The sequence below is a fragment of the Pantoea sp. X-Soil-YNGN-785 genome, assembly GCF_059730585.1.
On sequence record NZ_AP035942.1, the window covers coordinates 103923 to 126648 of the forward strand.

The 22726-nt window shown below is 58.2% G+C and carries 16 protein-coding genes; 13 read left to right on the forward strand and 3 right to left on the reverse strand.

The features are described from left to right. The 10 genes from dppC to AC6I8E_RS00525 all read left to right on the forward strand — a co-directional run bounded on the left by dppC (position 1) and on the right by AC6I8E_RS00525 (position 15497). The gene (dppC, locus tag AC6I8E_RS00480; protein ID WP_013359639.1) at positions 1-903 is read left to right on the forward strand and encodes a dipeptide ABC transporter permease DppC; all 903 of its coding nucleotides are present in this window, start codon (positions 1-3) and stop codon (positions 901-903) included. Positions 904-915: 12 nt separating this feature from the next. Beyond that, positions 916-1902 (forward strand): dipeptide ABC transporter ATP-binding protein, encoded by a 987-nt coding sequence (gene dppD / locus AC6I8E_RS00485; protein ID WP_033784396.1) that lies wholly within the window; start codon positions 916-918, stop codon positions 1900-1902. After that, entirely contained in the window at positions 1892-2914 is a 1023-nt protein-coding gene (gene dppF / locus AC6I8E_RS00490; protein WP_095706420.1) for a dipeptide ABC transporter ATP-binding subunit DppF, read from the forward strand. Before dppD ends, dppF begins: the two co-directional genes overlap by 11 nt. 690 nt (positions 2915-3604) lie before the next feature. Beyond that, a complete protein-coding gene (gene bcsO / locus AC6I8E_RS00495) occupies positions 3605-4204 on the forward strand; it encodes a cellulose biosynthesis protein BcsO (protein WP_497824313.1) in 600 nt (199 codons plus the stop codon). After that, entirely contained in the window at positions 4195-4998 is an 804-nt protein-coding gene (gene bcsQ, locus AC6I8E_RS00500) for a cellulose biosynthesis protein BcsQ (protein WP_033734778.1), read from the forward strand. The genes bcsO and bcsQ (AC6I8E_RS00500) overlap by 10 nt, the downstream gene beginning before the upstream one ends. A 48-nt stretch (positions 4999-5046) precedes the next feature. Next, positions 5047-7158, forward strand: coding sequence for a UDP-forming cellulose synthase catalytic subunit (gene bcsA, locus AC6I8E_RS00505; protein WP_497824314.1), 2112 nt, complete (start codon positions 5047-5049; stop codon positions 7156-7158). Then, positions 7155-10211, forward strand: a complete 3057-nt coding sequence (gene bcsB, locus AC6I8E_RS00510; protein ID WP_497824315.1) for a cellulose biosynthesis cyclic di-GMP-binding regulatory protein BcsB — start codon at positions 7155-7157, stop codon at positions 10209-10211. Before bcsA (AC6I8E_RS00505) ends, bcsB begins: the two co-directional genes overlap by 4 nt. 11 nt (positions 10212-10222) lie before the next feature. Then, a complete protein-coding gene (locus tag AC6I8E_RS00515; RefSeq protein WP_497824316.1) occupies positions 10223-14038 on the forward strand; it encodes a cellulose biosynthesis protein BcsC in 3816 nt (1271 codons plus the stop codon). Further along, positions 14038-14481, forward strand: a complete 444-nt coding sequence (gene bcsD / locus AC6I8E_RS00520) for a cellulose biosynthesis protein BcsD (RefSeq protein ID WP_013359647.1) — start codon at positions 14038-14040, stop codon at positions 14479-14481. The genes AC6I8E_RS00515 and bcsD overlap by 1 nt, the downstream gene beginning before the upstream one ends. Positions 14482-14489: 8 nt before the next feature. Beyond that, complete coding sequence (locus tag AC6I8E_RS00525; RefSeq protein ID WP_135910480.1) at positions 14490-15497, forward strand: family 8 glycosyl hydrolase; 1008 nt, start codon at positions 14490-14492, stop codon at positions 15495-15497. 106 nt (positions 15498-15603) lie between these two features. Here AC6I8E_RS00525 and bcsG read toward each other — a convergent pair whose 3' ends face one another. The 3 genes from bcsG to bcsE are packed head-to-tail and all read right to left on the reverse strand — an operon-like array spanning position 15604 to position 18990. Continuing rightward, entirely contained in the window at positions 15604-17268 is a 1665-nt protein-coding gene (gene bcsG, locus AC6I8E_RS00530) for a cellulose biosynthesis protein BcsG (protein ID WP_201252239.1), read from the reverse strand. Beyond that, a complete protein-coding gene (gene bcsF / locus AC6I8E_RS00535; protein ID WP_013359650.1) occupies positions 17258-17455 on the reverse strand; it encodes a cellulose biosynthesis protein BcsF in 198 nt (65 codons plus the stop codon). Before bcsF ends, bcsG begins: the two co-directional genes overlap by 11 nt. Continuing rightward, positions 17452-18990 carry a cellulose biosynthesis protein BcsE gene (gene bcsE / locus AC6I8E_RS00540; RefSeq protein ID WP_107319208.1) on the reverse strand — a complete coding sequence of 513 codons (1539 nt, stop codon included), beginning with the start codon at positions 18988-18990 and terminating at the stop codon, positions 17452-17454. The genes bcsF and bcsE overlap by 4 nt, the downstream gene beginning before the upstream one ends. 202 nt (positions 18991-19192) lie before the next feature. On the opposite strand from bcsE, the gene bcsR reads away from it, so the two are divergent. The 3 genes from bcsR to bcsA (AC6I8E_RS00555) are packed head-to-tail and all read left to right on the forward strand — an operon-like array spanning position 19193 to position 22718. Next, complete coding sequence (gene bcsR, locus AC6I8E_RS00545) at positions 19193-19390, forward strand: cellulose biosynthesis protein BcsR (RefSeq protein WP_033784694.1); 198 nt, start codon at positions 19193-19195, stop codon at positions 19388-19390. Beyond that, the gene (gene bcsQ / locus AC6I8E_RS00550; protein ID WP_013359653.1) at positions 19390-20121 is read left to right on the forward strand and encodes a cellulose biosynthesis protein BcsQ; all 732 of its coding nucleotides are present in this window, start codon (positions 19390-19392) and stop codon (positions 20119-20121) included. Before bcsR ends, bcsQ (AC6I8E_RS00550) begins: the two co-directional genes overlap by 1 nt. Next, positions 20118-22718, forward strand: a complete 2601-nt coding sequence (gene bcsA / locus AC6I8E_RS00555; protein ID WP_370417431.1) for a UDP-forming cellulose synthase catalytic subunit — start codon at positions 20118-20120, stop codon at positions 22716-22718. Before bcsQ (AC6I8E_RS00550) ends, bcsA (AC6I8E_RS00555) begins: the two co-directional genes overlap by 4 nt. The last annotated feature ends 8 nt before the right edge of the window (positions 22719-22726 follow it).

Below are 22726 nucleotides of genomic sequence, written 5' to 3' on the forward strand. Positions count from 1 at the left end.
ATGTCTGTTGTTGATCCCGGCAGCGTTACCGTTGCACCCAAGCCGATGACCCCATTCCAGGAATTCTGGCACTACTTCAAACGTAACAAAGGCGCCGTCGTGGGCCTGGTCTACATCATCATTGTATTGCTGTGTGCCATTTTTGCCGATGTGCTGGCCCCGCATGCGCCTGCTGAGCAGTTCCGCGATGCGCTGCTGCATCCGCCGGTCTGGCAGGAGGGCGGTAACTGGAGCTACATTCTGGGCACCGACGACGTGGGCCGCGATGTGCTGTCGCGTCTGATGTACGGTGCGCGCCTGTCGCTGCTGGTCGGCTGTCTGGTGGTGGTGCTGTCGCTGATTTTCGGCGTGATCTTCGGCCTGCTGGCCGGTTATCTCGGCGGCGTGGTCGATGCCATCATCATGCGCGTGGTCGATATCATGCTGGCATTGCCAAGCCTGCTGCTGGCGCTGGTGCTGGTCGCCATCTTTGGCCCCTCGATCGTTAACGCCTCTATCGCGCTGACCTTTGTGGCGCTGCCGCACTATATCCGTCTGACCCGCGCGGCGGTGCTGGTGGAAGTGAACCGCGACTATGTGACCGCCTCCGGCGTGGCCGGTGCCGGTATGCTGCGCCAGATGTTTGTGAATATTCTGCCTAACTGCCTTGCACCGCTGATCGTGCAGGCGTCATTAGGTTTCTCCAACGCCATTCTCGATATGGCGGCGTTGGGCTTTCTCGGTATGGGTGCGCAACCGCCAACGCCGGAGTGGGGCACCATGCTCTCCGACGTTCTGCAGTATGCGCAAAGTGCCTGGTGGGTCGTGACCTTCCCTGGATTGGTCATTCTGCTTACCGTGCTGGCATTTAACCTGATGGGCGACGGTTTGCGTGATGCCCTCGACCCGAAACTCAAGCAGTAAAGAGGCACCGAGATGGCGTTATTAAATGTAGACAAACTATCGGTGCATTTCGGCGACGATAAAGCACCGTTCCGTGCGGTTGACCGCATCAGTTATCAGGTTGAGCAGGGCCAGGTCGTCGGTATCGTGGGCGAGTCCGGCTCCGGCAAATCGGTCAGTTCACTGGCGATCATGGGACTGATCGACTTCCCTGGCAAAGTGATGGCGGAGAAGCTGGAGTTCAACCAGCGCGATCTGAAACGCATCTCTGAACGCGAGCGCCGCCAGCTGGTGGGCGCTGAAGTGGCGATGATTTTTCAGGACCCGATGACCAGCCTGAATCCCTGCTACACCGTGGGCTTCCAGATTATGGAAGCGATCAAGGTGCATCAGGGCGGCAACAAACGCACCCGGCGTCAGCGGGCAATCGACCTGCTGAATCAGGTCGGCATTCCCGATCCGGCGTCACGGCTTGATGTCTATCCGCACCAGCTGTCGGGCGGTATGAGCCAGCGTGTGATGATTGCCATGGCGATCGCCTGCCGGCCTAAGCTGCTGATCGCCGATGAGCCGACGACGGCGCTCGACGTGACCATTCAGGCGCAGATTATTGAACTGCTGCTGGATCTGCAGCGGCAGGAGAACATGGCGCTGATCCTGATTACGCACGATCTGGCGTTAGTGGCAGAAGCGGCGCACCACATTATCGTGATGTATGCCGGACAGGTTGTGGAGAGCGGGAAAGCGACCGATATCTTCAAAGCGCCGCGCCATCCTTATACCCAGGCGCTGCTGCGCGCGCTGCCGGAGTTTGCGGCTGATAAAGCGCGTCTGGCGTCACTGCCTGGCGTAGTGCCGGGCAAATATGACCGCCCGGCTGGCTGTCTGCTTAACCCACGCTGCCCCTATGCGACTGACCTTTGTCGCCAGGAAGAACCGGAACTGCGCACCATTCCAGGACGTCAGTCCAAGTGTCACTATCCTCTGGATGATGCCGGGAGACCCACTTATGAGTCATGAAACCACGAAAGATCAGTTCCTGCTGCAGGCGATTGATCTGAAAAAACACTACCCGGTGAAGAAGGGGCTGTTTGGTCAGGAGCGTCTGGTCAAAGCGCTGGATGGGGTCTCTTTTAATCTGGAGCGCGGCAAAACGCTGGCGGTCGTCGGCGAGTCAGGCTGTGGTAAATCCACGCTGGGCCGGTTGCTGACGATGATTGAAACCCCGACAGAAGGGCAGCTTTACTGGCACGGTCAGGATCTGCTGAAGCACGATCCCCAGGCGCAGAAGCTGCGTCGTCAGAAAATCCAGATCGTATTCCAGAACCCGTATGGCTCACTCAATCCGCGTAAAAAAGTAAGCCAGATTCTGGAGGAGCCACTGGTCATCAATACCCAGCTGACCAAAGCGGAACGCCGCGAGAAGACGCTGGAGATGATGGCGAAAGTGGGCCTGAAAACCGAACATTACGATCGCTACCCGCACATGTTCTCAGGCGGTCAGCGTCAGCGTATCGCCATCGCGCGTGGGCTGATGCTCGATCCGGACGTGCTGATTGCCGATGAGCCGGTTTCGGCGCTCGATGTTTCGGTGCGTGCTCAGGTGCTGAACCTGATGATGGATCTGCAGCAGGATATGGGTCTCTCCTACGTCTTTATCTCGCACGATTTGTCGGTAGTAGAGCACATTGCCGATGAGGTGATGGTGATGTATCTCGGCCGTTGCGTCGAGAAGGGCAGTAAAGAGGCGATTTTTGCCAACCCGCGCCATCCTTATACCCAGGCTTTGCTGTCAGCGACGCCGCGTCTGAATCCGGACGACCGTCGTGAGCGTATTAAGCTGACCGGCGAGCTGCCCAGCCCGCTTAATCCGCCGCCAGGCTGTGCTTTCAATGCACGCTGCCACCGACGTTTTGGCACCTGCGTGCAGTTACAGCCGAAGCTGAAAAACTACAGTGGTCAGGAGATTGCCTGCTTCGCGGTCGATCAGGATGAGAACCAGCCGGTGGGTGTGGCAGAAAAGGTCAGCTGAGGATTGGCGGCTCAGTCCGTTGATTCGTTGATAGCTCAGGGAGCATACGCCCTTCGCAAAGACGCAAAACGCCTCCGTAGCCCGCGTTGCTTTGCTCCAGGCGTATGCTTCCCTCTCCTGAAGAGGGTTAACCATCTGTGCTTCTGATTGGGTAGTGCCATACTCCCTGCGTCCTCACTTCTCTTCTCAGCCAAAGGCGCCTTTCTGGCGCTTTTTTTTATCTCAATTCCGCTGTAAACCGCACCGCTGGCGGACCAGCCATCACGTTTCGGTTATTTCCCGTCTTTTTCCGTTATCAGATTTAACCTGTTTTTCTGCTGGTGATATTCGCAGCGAAAAAAGATAAACACTCTCCATCCCTTATGACAGCGATCAGGCTTTTTTGCGCCTGCGGCAGCCCGATTGCGGCTTAACATTGCGCTTATCGTGTCCCGCCTGGTTGTGCCAGTGGTTGTCAGAGCGGCTAAGTCTTAAAAATTATTGAAACATCGCAGATTAATTTAACTTAAACATCACTTATTAATTATAGGGGATAATCATCTTATATTGGCTTTATTCCGCTGTAAGTGAATCTTTATGATTAAACTATTTTATTGAATTTGCTTTATTTGTAATCAGGTTTTTCTGACTGACATTAAAGGGATGTGTTATATTCCAGGAAAATTCCCCCCTTGTTGCAGGCCACGGCCAATGAAGAATAATTACGATGATTTGCAGCGTTTTAAAGAGAAAACGCAAACGCTCGACATCGACTTTAAAGATATGTCTGGCCAGGCGCAGGAAGCGGCGGAACACAGTAAATGGGCTTTGATTCGCCAGCTGGCGAAAGAGGACCATCAGACCTCACTGGGTGGCGGTCAGCGAATCGACCTGCCGCAGCCTCAGCCGCTGCGCGGGGATGAATTCACCGCGCCACCGCCTGAGGCACAGGTAAGGCCCGCCACACTCAGTGCGCAACCGACGACATCAGCCCGCAGCTCAATTCTCGATAGTCTGTCAGGTAGCAGCCTGCCCGCAGCCCGCACGGCTGAACGTGACCCTTCATCACTGTTTCCGCCACCGCCGCCGCCGCAAAAACGGGTTGCGGCTGAGCCTGTTGCTGTATCACATCCTGAGCCCGTCCGGCCCGCCATGGCGGCAAATTTAAAGCCCGCCCTCACGCCTGTCACACCCCATTCTGAACCGGAACGGTTTAGTGCCTTGTTCCGCTCGCGTGACAGCGAACCGTCGAATCTGCCGAAAGAAACTTTACTCAAACCGTTACTGGAGAAGATTGCGCTATGCCGTTAGTTTGTGTGTGCTCGCCGAAGGGAGGCGTGGGGAAAACCACGCTGGCGGCGAATCTGGCCTGGAGTCTGGCGCGTTCCGGTAGCAAAGTTCTGGCTATTGATTTTGATGTGCAGAATGCACTGCGTCTTCACTTTGGCGTGCCGCTGCATGATGGTCGCGGATTTGTGGCGCGCTCAGAAGAGCAGGCGGACTGGAGCCAGTCGATCCTCACCACTGGCGGCAATATCTTTGTCCTGCCTTATGGCGATGTCACCGAGCCACAGCGCGAACGGTTCGAAGAGAACCTGATGAAAGATCCCCACTTTATTAAGCGTGGTCTTGATACGGTACTTAATTATCCCGGTCTGGTCATTGTCGCTGATTTTCCGCCTGGTCCGGGCCCGGCCCTTAAAGCAATGACGGCGCTGGCCGATATGCATTTAGTGGTGATGTTAGCGGATACCGCTTCTGTGTCGTTATTACCGCAGATTGAAGAGAACCGGATGACCGGGAAACCGCTCAATAATAAGCAGGGACACTATTTTATCCTGAACCAGTGCGATAATCGCCGGAATATTAATCGCGATGTCACTGCATTTATGCAGCAGCGTCTGGGCGATAATTTACTGGGCGTGGTTCACCGTGATGAAAGTGTGGGTGAAGCCAATGCTTCCCAGCAGTCCGTATATGATTTCAGTCCTGCCTCAGCAGCGGCATTTGATATTGAACTGATCGCCAAACGGGTCAGCAGCATTCTGAATATCACCGTGGGAAATGGCGAAGTTCAGGCTTCCATCCGCACAAATCATTTTTAGTCGGCTACTGCAGGCGACTGACTTACACAGCTCTTCTCAGGGTGAATCATGAGTAAAATCGGGTTTTACCTGCTGCTGCTGGTGCTTGCACCCGTTGCCGCGGTGATCATCATTACGCCAATGGACAGCCAGAAACAGTATATTTTTGGTCTGATCAGCATCGGCATGATGTTTTTATTGGGTTTCAGCAAGAGCCGCAAAATAACCGTGGTGATGGTGATTCTCTCTGCCCTGATGTCCAGCCGGTATATCTGGTGGCGCACCACTGAGACGCTGCACTTTAATTCCGAAGTCGAGGCGATATTAGGGATTGGCTTATATCTGGCGGAGCTTTACGTCTGGCTGATCTTAATTCTCGGCTTCCTGCAAACCACCTGGCCATTAAAGCGCACCATTGAGCCGTTGCCGGACGATACTCATCTGTGGCCGACGGTCGATATTTATGTGCCGTCTTACAATGAAAGCCTGGATGTGGTGCGCGATACCGTGCTGGCGGCGCAGTGTATCGACTACCCGCGTGACAAACTCAAAATCTATCTGCTGGATGATGGCAAACGCAGCGAATTTGCCCGCTTTGCGGCGGATGTCGGGGTCGGGTATATCACCCGCGACGACAACAAACATGCCAAAGCGGGTAACCTCAACCATGCGATGAAAATCACCAAAGGTGAGCTGATTTGCATCTTCGACTGCGACCACGTGGCAACCCGCACTTTCCTGCAGGCGACGGTGGGACCGTTTCTGAAAGATCCGAAGCTGGCGCTGTTGCAGACGCCGCACTACTTCTATTCGCCCGATCCCTTTGAGCGCAACCTGCGCGCTGCGCGCAGCATTCCCAACGAAGGCGCGCTGTTTTATGGCCCGGTGCAGCAGGGTAACGATAACTGGAACGCCACCTTCTTCTGCGGCTCCTGTGCGGTAATCCGTCGTTCGGCGCTGGAAGAGATTGGCGGCTTTGCCGTTGAAACGGTCACTGAAGATGCACACACCGCCCTGAAAATGCAGCGCCTGGGCTGGGGTTCAGCGTTCCTGTCGATCCCGCTGGCGGCCGGTCTGGCGACCGAACGTCTGGGTCTGCACATCATCCAGCGAACCCGCTGGGCGCGCGGCATGACGCAGATTTTCCGCGTCGATAATCCGCTGTTTGGTCGTGGCCTGAAGTGGCAGCAGCGTCTTTGCTACCTCAACGCCATGCTCCACTTCCAGTTCGGCCTGCCACGCGTCGCCTTCCTGACCGCGCCGCTGGCTTACCTGCTGTTTAATCTGAATATTATTCACTCGTCGGCGTCGCTGATTTTTGCCTATGTGCTGCCGCACCTGGTGATGTCGCTTTACGTTAACTCGCGCATGAATGGCCGCTTCCGTTACACCTTCTGGGGTGAGATTTATGAGACGGTAATGTGCTTCCATCTGGTGATCCCGACCATCCTGACGCTGCTGTCGCCGAAACATGGCAAGTTTAACGTGACCGATAAAGGCGGCGTGCTGGATCAGGGCTTCTTCGATTTCCACATCGTGCGTCCGCACGTCATTGTGGCGCTGCTGCTGGGCATCGGGATTGTCGCGGGCGTGGTACGTGCGGTGATGCATGACTATTTTGGCGTCGACCCTTACGTTATTGCGCTTAACGTCGGCTGGGCGATTTTCAGCCTGATCATTCTGATGGCGGCGATTGCCGTAGCGCGCGAAACCAAACAGGTGCGTAAAACCATCCGCGTTGACGTACAAATCCCGGCGATTATTCACTACGCCAGCGGCATTTCATCACGCACGCTGACCAGTAACCTGTCGATGGGCGGTGCGCAACTCGATGCGCCGGATGGCCGTCATGAAACGGATGAAATTGAAGAGATTGATCTGTTGCTGAAATCCGGCGCGATCACCATCCCGGTGAGTAAGATTTCCGGCGATGACGAGAGCATCCGCCTGCGCTTTGAGGCGATGCCGCTGGCGCGCCGTCGCGAACTGGTGCGGGTGGTACTGGCGCGTGCGGATGCCTGGATCCAGCCGGAATATAAGCAGGACAACCCGCTGATTTCGCTGGGCACCATTATCCGCACCGTATTTGAGCTGTTCTGGCTGACCTGGAAAGGTCGCCACGATAAACGTAAAAAAGTCGACCCGGTTGCCGCGGCGGCGAAAGAGGATGGCGCGGCATGAAGATCCTGACGCACACGTTGCTGGCCAGTTCACTGACCGCCGCGTTATGGCTGACGCCCGCTGGCGCGGAAACGCCGACAGCGATTGATAACAGCAGTGCCGCGCCGGTAAACAGCGCGGCACCGATGCCACCTGAGGCTGCTGCAACCCGCCAGCCAGCGGGTGCTGCCGTCAGTGCGCCGGTAAACAGCGCGGCTCCGGCGTCGTCTGAGGCCGCTGGATCCTCACAATCTGCTAATGCCGCCGTCAGTGCGCCGGTAAACAGCGCGGCTCCGGCATCGTCTGATGCCGCTGGAACCTCACAATCTGCTGTTGCCGCCGTCAGTGCGCCGGTAAACAGTGCGGCTCCGGCATCGCCTGAGGCCGCTGCAACCACACAGTCAGCTGATGCCACTGTCAGTGTGCCAGCGGAAAATCAGGTTCCGGCGACGCCACCTGCAACGCCTGTTAATAACACTGCCACACCAGATGCCGGTTCAGCGCAGGTGACGGCCCCGGTGAGTGGTGGTGGGTCAGCAACGCCGTCAGTGCCATCCGCAGCCGCGGCGACTCAGTCCGCAGAATCTGTACCGGCCTCTGCGCCACCGAGTGCAGTACCGGATGCCTCACAGACATCTGCGACCCCATCTTATGCTCCGGCTGCAGAAGCCGCCGCCGCACCTCAGGCGTCAGTAACCGGTGAAGCTTTACCCGCCGCGCCAGCCACCGCACCGGTGACGAGCAGCGGCGCTGTGACGCAGGACAGCAGCGCGCTCTCCGCGGTGCCGCTGCCGCAGGGGCTGAGCAGTGCCGATCCCGCGCTGGAAGCGGCCGCCAGTGCGCTGCCCTACGCGCCAGGCCAGACGACTGCGCCGGTTGCAGAACCGCAGATGCCGATTACGCCGGCTATCAATCAGCCGATCAGCAGCGTCATCTCCGTAGCCCAGATGGGCCAGTCGCGCGGTATCACGCTGACCGGCGGCCAGTTACAGTCGGGCATCACCTTTACCCTGCCTGGCGATGAGGTCATTACCAATGCGCGACTGAATCTGACGCTGCGCGTCTCAGCCGCGCTGGCAGCTCGCAATACCTCGCTGCAGCTGATGCTGAATGGTCAGCCGCTCGGTACGCTGCCGCTGGGTGCCACGGACAGCGACGTCAGTGATTATGAGCTGGATATTCCGGCGGCGATGGTGGTGTCGAACAACAACCTCAGTTTTAAAATCAACGATGCGGACAAGCTGCTGTGTGAGAAGGAGAGCGCGCAGCAGTATCAGGTCACCATTCTGCCGAATACCGCGCTGCACCTTGAAGGGCAGAAGCTTAATATCGGTACGCGCCTGCGCAACTTCCCGCGTCCGTTCCTGGATCCGCAGCGGATGACGGCGTCCACCATCACGATGGGCTTTGCCAGTAACGTTTCACCTGATGCGGTCAGCGCGGCGGCACTGGTCGCTTCCTGGCTTGGAATTCAGAGTGATTATCGCGGCATCCGGTTCCCGGTGGTGCGCGGCGAACTGCCGGAAAACAACGGCATCCTGTTTGGTCATCCTGGCGATCGAATCGGCACCCTGACGTTCCCGGCCAGTCATGGCCCGATGCTGCAGGTGGTGGATAACCCCAGTAACCCGGTTTACAAATTACTGCTGGTCAGTGGTAACAATGACGATCAGCTGCGTCAGGCGGCGAACCGTCTGACAACCCAGCCATTCACCACCGATGAGAGCCAGCTGCAGGTTCCTGTACAGACCATTGGCAACCGCAAACCTTACGATGCGCCACGCTGGATTAACACTGACCGCCCGGTCCGCCTGAGCGAACTGCTGCGTAAAGATCAGAGCCTGACCAGCAGCGGCATCTGGCATGACGCGCTGCGGGTTAACTTCCGTGCCGCGCCGGATCTGTTCCTGTGGGATGGCGACACGGTGCCGGTTAATCTGCACTATCGCTTCCCGTCTGAAAGCTGGATTGATGAGGACAACTCGTTCCTTAACGTCATGCTCAACGGCACCTTCCTGCGCAACCTGACGGTGAACAAGGTCGGTCTGCTGGAGAACGCCTGGCATCGTTTAGGCGGTGATGCGCGTCAGGAGCAGTATCAGCTGAATCTCGAGCCCTATCTGATCTATGGCGATAACCAGCTGGCGCTCTACTTCAATATCAAACCGCGCGCCGATGCGCCCTGCGGTGTGCTCCTGAATAACAACATCAAGAGTCGGATTGAAGAGGACTCGTGGATCGATCTGAGCCATACCCGCCACTTCAGCATGTTGCCGAACCTCTCTTACTTTGTCGGTGCCTCGTTCCCGTTCTCGCGGCTGGCTGACTTCGGCCAGACCACGCTGTTGCTGCCGGAAACACCCAGTAATGCCGAGCTGTCGACGCTGCTGGATCTGGCGGCGCGGGCCGGAACCGCGACCGGCGTAGCGCTGACGCAGAATCAGGTGCTGTTTGGTCTGCCCACTGGCGGCACCCATCTGGCGCGCATCCAGCAGAGCGATCTGCTGGCAGTCAGCACCACCGGCAACAGCGCTTTCAATCAGGCGATGCTGGCGGCGTCACCTTATGATGCCACCAGCAGCACCTTTGGGGTGAAAGAGCCGGACACGCTGGAAAAATTACGCGGCTGGCTGACCGGCGACTGGAGTCGTCAGCAGCTGGATGCAGATCGTTACTTCTCTTCCAACGAAGCGTGGCGGGGCTTTCTCAGCTACCGGTCGCCGTGGAATCGCGATCGGCTGGTGGTGATGACGGTGGCAACCAGCGACGATCAGCTGCTGCGACTGCACAACGATTTAAGTTCGGCGCAGATTAACGCCGCAGTGCGTGGCGACACCGCGATTATCACCGATGAAAACGGCATTCGTAGTTTCCGCGTCGGTGCACAGTTCCCCAGCGGCGAGATGCCCTGGTACATGATGGTGGTTTGGTATGCCAACCAGCACTCGGTGCTGCTGGCGGTGGCGGCGATGCTGCTCTCTGCGCTGGTGGGCAGTGCGGCCTGGGTGATGCTGAAGCGTCATGCCTGGCGGCGTCTGAACCCAAAGCAGAGCCATGATTCCGGCAGGAAGTAAGGACAATAATAATGAAAAAAAATCTGTTAAGTGCCGGTATCCGTAAAGCGTTACTGCTGGGAGGCGCGCTGGCTCTGTCGCCGCCGCTGCTGGCGGCGGAAAGCGCTAATCCGGCGTTGCAGGCCCTGTTCGATCAGGCTTCCTACTGGCATCAGAAAGCGCATGACGACCTGGCGAAAGCCTCGCTGCAAAAGGTGCTGATGGTTGAACCCGGCAATACCCAGGCGCTTTATCTGCTGGCCCTCTATTCACAGCAGGGTGGCGACACGGCTGCCGCAATGGAGTATCGCGCCCGTCTCAGCCAGGTCTCCCCCAGCGATCCGCACCTGAGCGAGCTGGATAATGCGCGCCAGATGCAGACCATTCCGCAGGCGCAGCTTTCGCTGGCGCGTCAGCAGGCGCGCAGCGGCAACATTCCGGCGGCGTTACAGACCTGGCGCAACACCTTCAGCGGTAATGAGCCGCCACCGAGCGTCGCGGCAGAATATTATCTTACGATGGCGGGTGACCGTACGCTGCTGCCGCAGGCGGTTGAGGCGCTGCGGCAGTTTGCGGCTCAGCATCCGCAGGACACCGGCGCACGGCTGGCGCTGGGTAAGGCGCTGACTTATCAGGAACCGACCCGTCGCGAAGGCATTGAGGTGCTGAGTTCGCTGGCGAGTGGTAATCAGGATGCCGATCGTTCACTGCGCCAGGCGCTGCTGTGGCTCGGTCCGCAGCCGTCAGACGCGGCCCTCTATCAGACCTGGCAGCAGCGTCATCCGCAGGACTCCGCCGTCATCGACTACTACCGTAAAAATGTCGGTGGCGCAGAAAAAGGAGCCGGATTCAGTGCGCTGAACAGCGGTGACGTCGGCGGAGCACAGACCAGCTTTGAAAAAGTGCTGGGAGCCAATCCCCAGGATGCCGATGCGCTAGCGGGCATGGGCTATGTGGCCCAGCGAGCCGGACGTTATCAGGAAGCGGCTGATTATCTGCAACGCTCTGCTCAGCAGGGCGGCGATCAGGGTTCCTCACGCCAGCAGCAGGCCGACGATGCCCGCTTTTATGCGCAGCTGGCCAGCGCGCAGCAGGCGCTGAAAAACGGCGACAGCGCGCAGGCGCTGACCTTAAGCGAACCGCTGGTCCAGGCTGACGGTGAAAAAGGGCTGGCCGCCAGGCTGTTCCGCGCCGACGTGTTGCGCCGCACCAATCAGCCTGAGCAGGCGGAGCAGATCTATCGCACCATTCTGCAAAGTGATGCGGATAACCGCAGCGCCAAAGAAGGGCTGTTCTACGTTCTGCGTCAGCAGAATCGCAGTGCCGAAGCCAGTACGCTGCTGGGGGCACTGCCCGACAGCGTGCGTCAGAGCGTCACGCCACGGGCCAATGAAGCGGATGCGCTGCGTCAGCAGGCGAAGCGTCAGCTGGCGGCCGGTAACAACGCCGCTGCTATCGCGACGCTGCAGCAGGGTATTCAGCGCTATCCCTCTGATGGCTGGCTGCGGCTCGATTTAGCCCGGCTCTATCGTCAGCAGGGCGATACGCTGCTGGCGGCCAACGTGATGCAGCCGGTGATGCGCAACGGGGCCAGCACCAGCGAACTCTATGCCGGTGCGCTGAACGCCAGCGAAAGCGGTGGCTGGCAGCAGGCCAGCGCGTTGCTGGCGCGCATTCCTGCCAATGCGCAGACGGCGGCGATGCGTGAACTGGCGCAGCGGGTGAATTTCAATCTGCAGATGAGCACCGCCGATCAGTACCTGGCGCAGGGCGCGACGGCCGCCGCCGCCAATACCCTGAAAGCGCTCACGGTCACGCCGCCCGCTAATCCGGTGGATGCCGGAAACCTGGCGCAGAAGCTGGCAAAGGCGGGCGATCTCAGCAGCGCGGTGTCGGTGGTGCGGACGAACCTGCAGCGTGGCGTGCAGGGCAATGCGGGCGATTATGCCGCGCAGATGGCGGTGCTGAATCAGGCGGGCCTCGGCAGTGAGGCGCAGCGCTTCCTCAGCAACCCGGAGCTGCAGGCGCGCAGTACCCCGACCCAGCTCGCCGGTATCCGCAACGGTTATCTGATTAACGAAGTGGATCGCCTGCGGCAGCAGCGTCAGTACGCGGTGGCTTATGACAAGCTGATTGGCGCGCTGCAGCAGGATCCGCAGAACCGCGATCTGATGTTCGCGATGGCCCGTCTCTATCAGGACGGCAAGATGAACCGGGATGCGGGCGTAGTCTATGACTACCTGATGACCCAGGATACGCCGACCCAGGATGCGCGCGTCGGGGCCATCAACGTCGCGCTGGCGCAGAACAATGTGCCGCGTGCTAACGAGCTGAGCCGCGGCCTTAACACCACCACGCAGACGCCGGATCGTCTGCTGTTGCTGGCACGTGTCGCCGAAGCTAATGGCAACCATTCACAGGCGATGGCGTATCTGCGTTCGGCACGCGGGCAACTGACTGGCCTGCAGGGCACGCAGTCTGGCAGTGTGCCGACCGTGGGCGGCCTGGCGCTGGCGGACAATCCGTTTATCAACCGCACCACCTCGCCAGTGGGACGCTCACCGTCCAGCTACGGCACCGTGCTGCCGTGGCAGGCCGCACCGGCGGGCCAGACTGCTGGCGTGACATCACAGGGCGAACCGGCTGCGGGCAGCACAACGGTTTCTCAGCAGTCACAGGTTCTGCATGACGTTAACACCATGATGGATTCGCTACAGGAGAAAACGGCTACCTGGAGTCAGGGCATGGTGCAGGTGCGCGGGCGCGACGGCGAGTCGGGCCTGAGCAAACTGACGGAAGCCAAAGCGCCGCTGACCTTCTCTACCGTGCCGTTTGAAACGGCACGCCTCGACTTTACCGCCACGCCGGTCTCACTCACGGCAGGCAGTGGCGCCGCCGATGCCTGGCGTCGTTTCGGCACCAATGCGCTGAGCCAGGGCCGCGTTGTGGCCGCAGGCGGCGCGACGGTGAATGACCTGCCCACCGCGACCACCGATTCGCAGACCGCTTCTGGCGTCGAGTTGAATCTGGCGCTGAAGGGCGACAGCTATAAAGTAGATATCGGCAGTACGCCGCTGGGCCAGGATCTCAGTACGCTGGTCGGGGGTGTGCAGTGGTCACCGAAACTCACCGACTTCCTGACGCTGATCCTGACCGGTGAGCGTCGCGCGATTACCGACAGCCTGCTCTCTTACGTCGGCGCAGAAGATAAAGCCAGCGGCAAACGCTGGGGACGTGTCACGAAGAACGGCGCGAACGCCCTGTTAAGCTACGATAATGGCGATGCGGGCTTCTACGCTGGCGGCGGCGCTTACAGCTATCTTGGTGAAAATGTCGCCAGCAACAACAATCTGCAGGCGACCGCCGGGGCGTATGTTCGTCCGTTCCACAGTGACGACCGCGAGCTGAAAGTGGGCATGAGTCTGGCGTGGATGGACTTCTCAAAAAACCTCAGCTACTTCAGCTACGGGCAGGGCGGTTACTTCAGCCCGCAGAACTACGCGTCGGTCTCGTTCCCGATAGAGTTCTCACGCAAGTTTGACGATCTCAAAGTGAATATTGGCGGGGCAGCCGGTTATCAGACCTACAGTCAGGATAAGAGCGCGTACTTCCCGGCGGATGCCAGCCTGCAGTCAGAGCTGGAATCCCTTGCTGCCAGCGGCAGCGTGAAAGACGCGTACTACTCTGGCGGCAGTAAAAACGGCATCGGCTATAACCTGCATGCCGGGGCGGACTACAAACTCAATAAAGATGTGACGATTGGCGGCCAGCTGGGTTATGACACCTTTGGTGACTACAACGAAAGCAGCGCCAGGCTCTATGTCCGTTACCTGTTCGGAGAGAAGTAATGAGTGAGCATTCGGGGGTATCACATCCTTATCAGCCGGGCTGGTTTGACCTGGTCAGCGTGCTGATTGACGGGATGATCGCCAACGCCGGTCAGCAGGAGGCGGAAGCCTTTCTCTACAGGATGGGTGAATCGCTGGCGACCCGCTATCCTTTGCCAGAGTCGCGCACCGTGCAGGATCTGGAGCGCGAGGCCAACCTGCAACTGGCGCGGTTTAACTGGGGCTTTGTGCAGCTTCAGCCGGAAGAGAAGGCGCTGCTGATTGCGTATCACGCCTTACCGGCAGGCGACAATCGCCATTCTCCGGCTGACTGGCAGGCGGCGTTTGGTGCGGTCATCGCCGGGCTTTTTTCAGGCTGGTTGCAGGGCCAGGGCGGCAGCAGAATGGTGCCGGTGACGCTTGAACTCAACGATGGCAGCACGCTGCACTATCGATATCAATAGGATCAGAAATGAAACGTAAGCCATTCTGGATGGGCTGGATCTGCTCTGTTTTACTGCTGGCCTGCAGCGCGCAGGCCAATGCCAGCGGCTGGGATACCTTTAAAAGTCGTTTTCTGACCGCCGAAGGGCGGATCACGGATACCGCCAATAACAATGTCAGTCACACCGAAGGTCAGGGGTATGGCATGTTGCTGGCGGTGGCCAACAACGATCGCGCCACCTTCGATCGGCTGTGGCAGTGGACACGCACTCAGCTGCGTAATCCGCAGACCGATCTCTTCTACTGGCGCTATGTGCCGGGCAGTGACAACCCGGTTGCCGACAAAAATAACGCCTCGGATGGCGATGTGCTGCTGGCATGGGCGCTACAGCGCGCCGCACAGAAATGGCAGGTGGAGAGCTATCAGCAGGAGTCAGACCGCATTCAGCGCGCCATCATCAAGCTGGATGTCACGAGCTTTGGCGGCCATACCGTCCTGCTGCCGGGCGCGCAGGGCTTCAATAAAACCAGCTATGTGGTGCTGAACCCCTCGTACTTCCTGTTTCAGGCGTGGCGGGAGTTTGGCGAGCGCAGTCATCTGCAGGTCTGGGATAAGCTGATTAACGATGGTTTTGATCTGCTGGGTAAGCTGAGCTTTGGTAAAACCGGCCTGCCGCTGGACTGGGTCGCGCTGAATGCGGATGGGTCGGTTGCGCCAGCGGTGGGTTACTCAAACCGCTTCAGTTATGACGCGATTCGCGTGCCGCTGAACATCTGGTGGTATGACCCGCATAGTCTGGCGCTGGTGCCGTTTCAGCGCGTCTGGCAGGGTTACAGCCGCATGCTGACCCCCGCCTGGTTCGATGTGCTGGCGAATGCACCAGCCCCTTACCATCTTGAGGGCGGTCTGCTGGCGGTGCGTGACCTGACGCTGAATGAGACCGGCTATCTGAGCGATAAGCTGGCTGCCGATCAGAACTACTTCTCTGCCAGCCTGCAGCTGCTGACCTGGCAGGCGTTTCAGGAGAAGCGCTGATCAATCGCAGAACGGCGGCGCTGGCCGCCGTTCTGGAGCTGATAACCCGGTGTGTCAGGCGCTGAGTCGCGCCTGACACACTCTTCTGCTATCCGGCAATAATGCGTTACTGCGGATAGGGCACCCAGTCGCCGCCGTTGAGCCTGATCCAGGGCTTGCCCTGATACATCATCACCACCGCCCCGTCGTTTTCCGACACCACCGGCGTCTGCGGCAGCTTGTCGGTCAATACCGACATATTCACATTCGGCGCATTAAATACCTGTCCATCCACCACCCGCGACACAATTTCTGAGATCGCCAGCAGGCTGGTCGGTGCATCAATATTGAGGGATTGTCCCTGATGCGGGGCTTTCATGCCGACAAACTTAATCCCTACCGGCACATGCGTAATGGCAGGGCTGGGAATATCCCGCAGGCCTGACATCTGCATCTTATCGCCTTCAAGTGCGGCACCATGCTCCGGCACCACCAGCACCATCACCCGGCGGCCCGACTTCTCCAGCTGGGTGAGGAAGGCGTCGATTTGATCAAACAGCAGCTGAGCGCGCGGCTTCCACGGGGCAGTCTGGGTGCTGCCCAGTTCACGGGTGCCGTCGTGCAGCGGGATCAGGTTGTAGAAGGTGGCGCTGCGTGCATCGCTGCTCTTGCTGCGATCGTCAAGCCAGCGCTGCATCAGCTGCGCATCGTTAAGCACCGGCGAGCCGTCGAATGAGGTCAGTTCCGGGGCAATGCCTGCCTGCGACATCAGCGGTGCCTGAATATCGCCGCCCTCGCGCAGTTCCTTGAGATAGTTACCGAACACGCCGGTGTGATCCATCATCAGTTGCTCTTTAAAGCCCAGCTTCGCCAGATTATCGAACAGATAACAGCGAGAATCGGTGGGTTTGTAGAGTTCGCTGTGCGAAGTCTGACCGCAGCTGGCACGCAGCAGACGGATCCCCGCCGGTCCGCTGTAACTGGTGGCGGAGTTATAGTTGGTCAGCATGATATCGAAATGCTGCCACAGCGGATGATTACGCAGCTGGGAGGCATCCATGTCGGACCAGGAGAGTGAACAGATGTTGATCACCAGGATGTCGAACGGCTGCGAGTCAGCCGGCAGGCTGTCAGGGAAATGGGTGACGCGCTTGCGCTCACTCTCATAAAAACGGCTGAGCCAGGCGGTCAGGCTGGCGCTGGTGGGCGCGGCTGACTGATCGAGCCCATCCGGCACGGCCGCCGCCTGGCTGGCAGCAGCCGGTGTCTGATTCAGCACCACCTGCGGGGTTGTCGCGCGGGTCGGCAGCAGCGACATCGCCGGACCCGCAATGGTCAGCACGTTGAGCCAGATCAGCATCAGTGAAACCAGCACGGTGATGCGAATCCACTGCGAAATAAACAGATAGAGCACCAGCAGAACAAACAGGGCACCCACCATTTGCCAGTTGATAAAACGGTCAGCCAGATCGAGCAGGTAAGCACCCGAGAAGCCCGCCAGCTGATCGCCTTGGCTGAGAATGCTGCTGAGTCCCGGCAGCCAGGTATCATGCCAGAACAGCGCGAAGCCAACAGGGATCGAGACCCAGTGGCGCAGGCGATGCAGGCGAACCGACGGCAGCGGGAAAAGCAGCCAGGCGAGAAACACCAGATTGCTCAAAGCATGAAAGTTGAGGTAGCCGTACCACAGCAGGGCAAATTTGACTAAAAAGTAGAAGTTCCAGCCGCCCAGTCCGCGCCAGCAGGACCACAAACGGGAAGAGTGGGCCGCAGCGGGTTGATCATTTTTCATTAATTTTTGCATCCGTTTTTGGAGATTGACGCTGCCAGTGACCTTCAGACTTCAGCGCGCGAGCAGGCAACAGCCGATTCAGCAGGCCGTTCCAGCGACGCGGCAGCCACTGATGCCAGACCGGCTTTAAAATCAGCAAAATAACAACGATCAGCAGCGCAATCTGTACCCAATCCATCAGGTTCATCGGGATTCATTCTCCGGCAGTAAAGTGATGGGCAGGGGGGCTGAGCGTTCCTGCGTTTCGTGCCGGCTCTCAACGGCAGCACGTGTTGTCTCTGATACCGGCGTCAGATCCTGAATCGCCATGGGCGTCAGTTTCTTAATATTGCTGACTTCCGCAAGAATCTGATTATCCTCGAACCAGACCATTCGGTTTGCAAACAGCTCGTCGTGAGGCAGTGAAAATATATATTTCAATGCTTTATCAAGATCGTTATAGCGGCAGGAGGAGAGAAACAGAATGACGCGATCTTCCAGTACCGTGACCAGATCGCCAAAGCGGCGCGGCTTACAAAGTGTCAGGATCTGCTGCGGTTTAAGCTGTGGCACCGGCCGCAACGCCACCAGCAGGCCCTTATCATTTTCCGGCAGCAAAGTATTACTGATCAACTGGCTGACTGACTGGCAGAAGGCGTCAAGCCGCAGGTAGCCTTTTTCATGCAGAGGCTGCAATGACGCGGTTAACGCCTCAAGACTGGCGGGAACGCGACGGTTAAACACCTGTCCCTGAACGCCTTCCAGCGTGGTCAGAAACCGCGACATGGGCGCGTTGGTCGGCACAATAACGTTTACCCCGCAGGCCAGCAGCAGACGCTCGTCGCTGTAACGCAGGCTGGCACCCATCTCGCGCACTACAATTTTCAGGCCGTTGCCGCGTCCGCGTCGCAGGCTGTGTACAAACTTCGCCAGTTCGTTGATCAGGTCGCTTCGGGTCAGGCTGAAAATAACCGTTGCGGCATTGGCCTGTTGAGCCCGTAACCAGACCTGCTCATTATCATCGAAGAGTTGCCACTGGCGTGAAAGTGGCGGTGCACCCTCAAGCACGATTTTGTCCGCAAGATAATGCTGCTCGTCATTAAGGCTCAGTGGTTCCTGGTTTTCATTTAACGTAAAGAAACGATCTTCTTCACAGCCCAGGCGTATTGCACGATCGGCCAGCAGGCGTTCTGCGGCATACCACCAGTTAATTCGATACTGCCAGCTATCCTGCTGAAAGCCCAAATGCGCCACGCCATCCAGCTGACGAAAATAACGCTGAAGATTATTACTCAGGTTTATTATGGTGGAGCCGGACGTCACGATTAACAGCGTGAGTTTTCTTTTATGCAGCGTGTGGCGCATACCCTTTATCCACCGCGTTAATTCGGCGTCATCGAGCTTATCCCATTGCGCTGCGCTGCTGTTAAATATCACCAGGCCGTTTTTGCTGCCGAGCGTGCGCAGAAAATCGCTTTCCAGCTGCAGCAGACTCCGTTTGCTTTTGGGAAGAGAAAACAGCGGGATACGGTCAGGACCGCCGACCGGGTCGGGCGTCAGTAAATCACGCGGCGGCTGATCAGCGCTGATCAGCGTGACGGCCTGCTGATGTGAAATCACCTGTCGAATAAACGTGCGGGCGTCATCCTGACGTGCACAAGTGACCCAATAACAGCCAGGGGTTTGCAATGCCGTTAATTCAGGCTGAACATGCAACAGCCCTAGCGAAAAAGAATTTTTCATATTGAATTCGTTATTTTTCCAGTCCAGGCTAGCTTATTATAGACAGGCCTGGATGTAACCTGAGAAATTTGAACATTGCTAATGACAGGCTGACTCACAATGTTCTGCAAATGCCGCGTTTCAGGAAATTTTTTTCAACGCCCTTTTTTACGCGCAGGCGGTCATTCTGAATCTGACATTGTTTTATTTTTGGCGAAAAGTAATGAAAAACCAAAATCTTTATACCCCTGTCGCCACTGCGGGCGATCGTCAGGATGATATTAGCGCTTTGCGTGACGCCTTTTCTTTGCACTCTTTTCGCTATGTCGACATTGCACGTGAAGAGCGCCTGAAAGAGATTGTGTCGCGCTGGCCGCTGTTAGCGGAAACGCTCCCCAGCCAGCCTGAGCAACCTGACTGATGCCGCTGATAGCGCTTCAGGGCGTGCGGGGCGGCGTTGGCACGACCTCTCTTTGTGCCGGACTCGGCTGGGCGCTCGCGAGCCTCGGCGAGCGGGTCTTGCTGATCGACGGCTCGCCGGTCAGCCAGCTCGGCGTGCATTTTAATCTGCCCGCTCAGCAGGAGAGTGGCTGGATGCAGGCGCTGTGCGATGACGGGGAGTGGCAGCATGCCGCGCTTCGCTATCCCAATGGACCTGATTTGCTTCCACATGGTGTGCTTTCTCATCAGCATGCGTTGACTATTGCCCACCAGAATGAGGCGGTAGCCGCGCCGCTGCTCCAGGCATTGCCGGACCTGCAGGCGCGCTATCAGTGGATTATTTTCGATCTGCCCGCCGATCCCCTGCCGTGGCACGAAACACTCTATCCGGCACTGGACGGTATACTGTGCGTCACTCAGCCAGATGCGAATTGTCATTTACGTCTGAGCCAGCGCCATTTTCCGGCGCGTACGCGCTTTATCATCAATCAGTTCAATGCCAACAGCCGTCTGCAGCAGGACCTCCATCAGCTCTGGATGGCTTCGCTGACAGAGCTGATACCGCTGCTGATCCACCGCGATGAGGCGCTGGCTGAATCGCTGATGATGAAGCAGCCAGTTGGTGAATATCGGCCACATGCGTTAGTCAGCGAAGAGATCATCACGCTGGCAAACTGGCTGCTGCTCAACCTGAATGGGGTGAGGTCGTGAACCCGTTGCGCTGGCTGTTGACTGCTCCCGCCTGGCAATCACTGCACAGCGGCTATACCACCGCGCGAGGCAATGGCGCTTCCCGCTTTGCCAGTGCACTCCACCTGTTCTGGTCTGTTCTGGGGCTGATGCTGCTCCGTTTCGAAAGCCCGGCCTGGCAGCGTGTTATTCAGCAGCGCCGCCGCCTTTATCCGCACATTTCTCCGGAGCGTCCGCGTCCGCTGGATATTTTGCGTTATCTGATTCAGACACTCTGGCTGATTGTGATCCGGCTACCGGGTGCGGGCGGGCGCGACGGCGTTAATCGCCTGAGCGTGCTGACTGGCTGGCGGCACCACGGTTATCGCTGGCTGGATAATCTTGTCGCCCGCTCGCAAACCCACAGCATTGATACGCGTCTTGAACAGCGGCTGAAGCGCCTGTCACCGCTGATGCGACGCAGCCTTTTCGTCGTCGTTGCCCTCTTTGCCTCACTGCTGGCACTGCTCTGTATCAGCCAGCCCTTTGGTCTGATGACCCAGTTTATTTTTGTCGTACTGCTCTGGGGGCTGGCGATGCTGGTACGGCGCATACCGGGGCGTTTCCCCACGATGATGCTCATCGTGCTGTCGCTGACCGTGTCGTGCCGCTACCTCTGGTGGCGCTATACCTCGACGCTGAACTGGGACGATCCGCTGAGCCTGATCTTTGGTCTGCTACTGATTGCAGCAGAGACCTACGCCTGGGTGGTGCTGGTGCTGGGCTATTTCCAGACGCTCTGGCCGCTTAATCGCCAGCCGGTTTCTATGCCGGCGGATCGTTCGCAGTGGCCCTCGGTGGACCTGCTGGTGCCGACCTATAACGAACCGCTCAGCGTTGTCAGACCGACGCTCTATGCTGCGCTGGGCATCGACTGGCCGAAAGACCGCCTGACTATCTATCTGCTCGACGACGGCAACCGGCCAGAATTTCGCGACTTTGCTGCCAGCGTGGGTATCAACTATGTCGTGCGTCCCTCTAACGAACATGCCAAGGCGGGCAACATCAACCACGCGCTGAAAAAGTACTGCCGCAGCGACTTCGTCTCGATCTTTGACTGCGACCATGTGCCGACACGCTCATTTTTACAGATGGCCATGGGCTGGTTTATCAAGGATCCCCGGCTGGCGATGCTGCAGACGCCACATCACTTCTTTTCACCCGATCCGTTTGAGCGCAATCTCGGGCGGTTTCGCCGTACGCCGAACGAGGGGTCGCTGTTTTACGGGCTGGTGCAGGACGGTAATGATACCTGGGACGCCACCTTCTTCTGCGGCTCCTGCGCCATTCTGCGTCGCACCGCGCTGGAAGAGATTGGCGGTATTGCCGTCGAAACCGTCACTGAAGATGCCCATACCTCGCTGCGTCTGCACCGGCGTGGCTACACCTCGGCCTACATCCGCATTCCTCAGGCGGCAGGACTGGCAACCGAAAGCCTGTCAGCGCATATCGGACAGCGTATCCGCTGGGCACGCGGCATGGTGCAGATTTTCCGCCTGGACAACCCGCTGTTTGGTAAAGGGTTGAAGTGGGTGCAGCGGCTCTGTTATGCCAACGCCATGCTGCACTTCCTGTCCGGCATTCCAAGGCTGGTCTTCCTGCTGGCACCGCTGGCATTTTTACTCTGCCACGCCTACATCATCTACGCGCCTGCGCTGGCAATCGCGATTTATGTTTTACCTCACATGCTGCATACCAGCCTCACCAACTCGCGTATCCAGGGGCGCTGGCGTCACTCTTTCTGGAGCGAAGTCTACGAGACGGTGCTGGCCTGGTATATCGCCCGCCCGACCACCGTGGCGTTGTTCAATCCCCATAAAGGCAAGTTTAACGTTACCGCCAAAGGCGGACTGGTTGAGGAGCAGCATCTGGACTGGGTGATCACCAAGCCCTATATGCTGCTGGTGCTGCTCAATCTGGCGGGGGTGCTGATGGCGTTCTGGCGCATACAGCATGGCCCGGCAAACGAGATACTGACGGTATGCGTGAGCCTGATTTGGGTCATCTACAACATGATTATTCTCGGTGGCGCGGTGGCGGTATCGGTTGAAGCTCGACAGATCCGCGAGGCGCATCGGGTAGAGATTGCCATGCCCGCAGCCATCGCACGTGAAGATGGTCATATGCTGCCCTGTACGCTGCGTGACTACTCTGACGGCGGTGTAGGGCTGGAGATGCGCGAACCGGATGCGCTGCGGGAGAATGAAAAAGTCTGGCTGCTGCTGCGTCGTGGACAGCAGGAGTTCAGCTTTCCGTGCCAGGTTCAGCGTGTCTTTGGCCGTCGGGCGGGTGTCCGTCTGCATCAGCTGACCACCCAGCAACATATTGATTTTATCCAGTGCACCTTCGCCCGTGCTGATACCTGGGCGCTGTGGCAGGACGGTTTTCCGGAGGATAAGCCAGTGCAGAGTCTGGCCGACATCATGATCCTCGGCTTTAAAGGTTATCTGCGCCTGGCGGAATATGGCCCGCCGCAGTTACGTCGGTTGTTTAACCTGCTTACCGCTGGGGTAAGCTGGCTGGCTTCGCTGTTGCCGCAAGGCATCGGACGCGTGCCCGCTTCAAAAAATCTGCATTGAGTTGATGA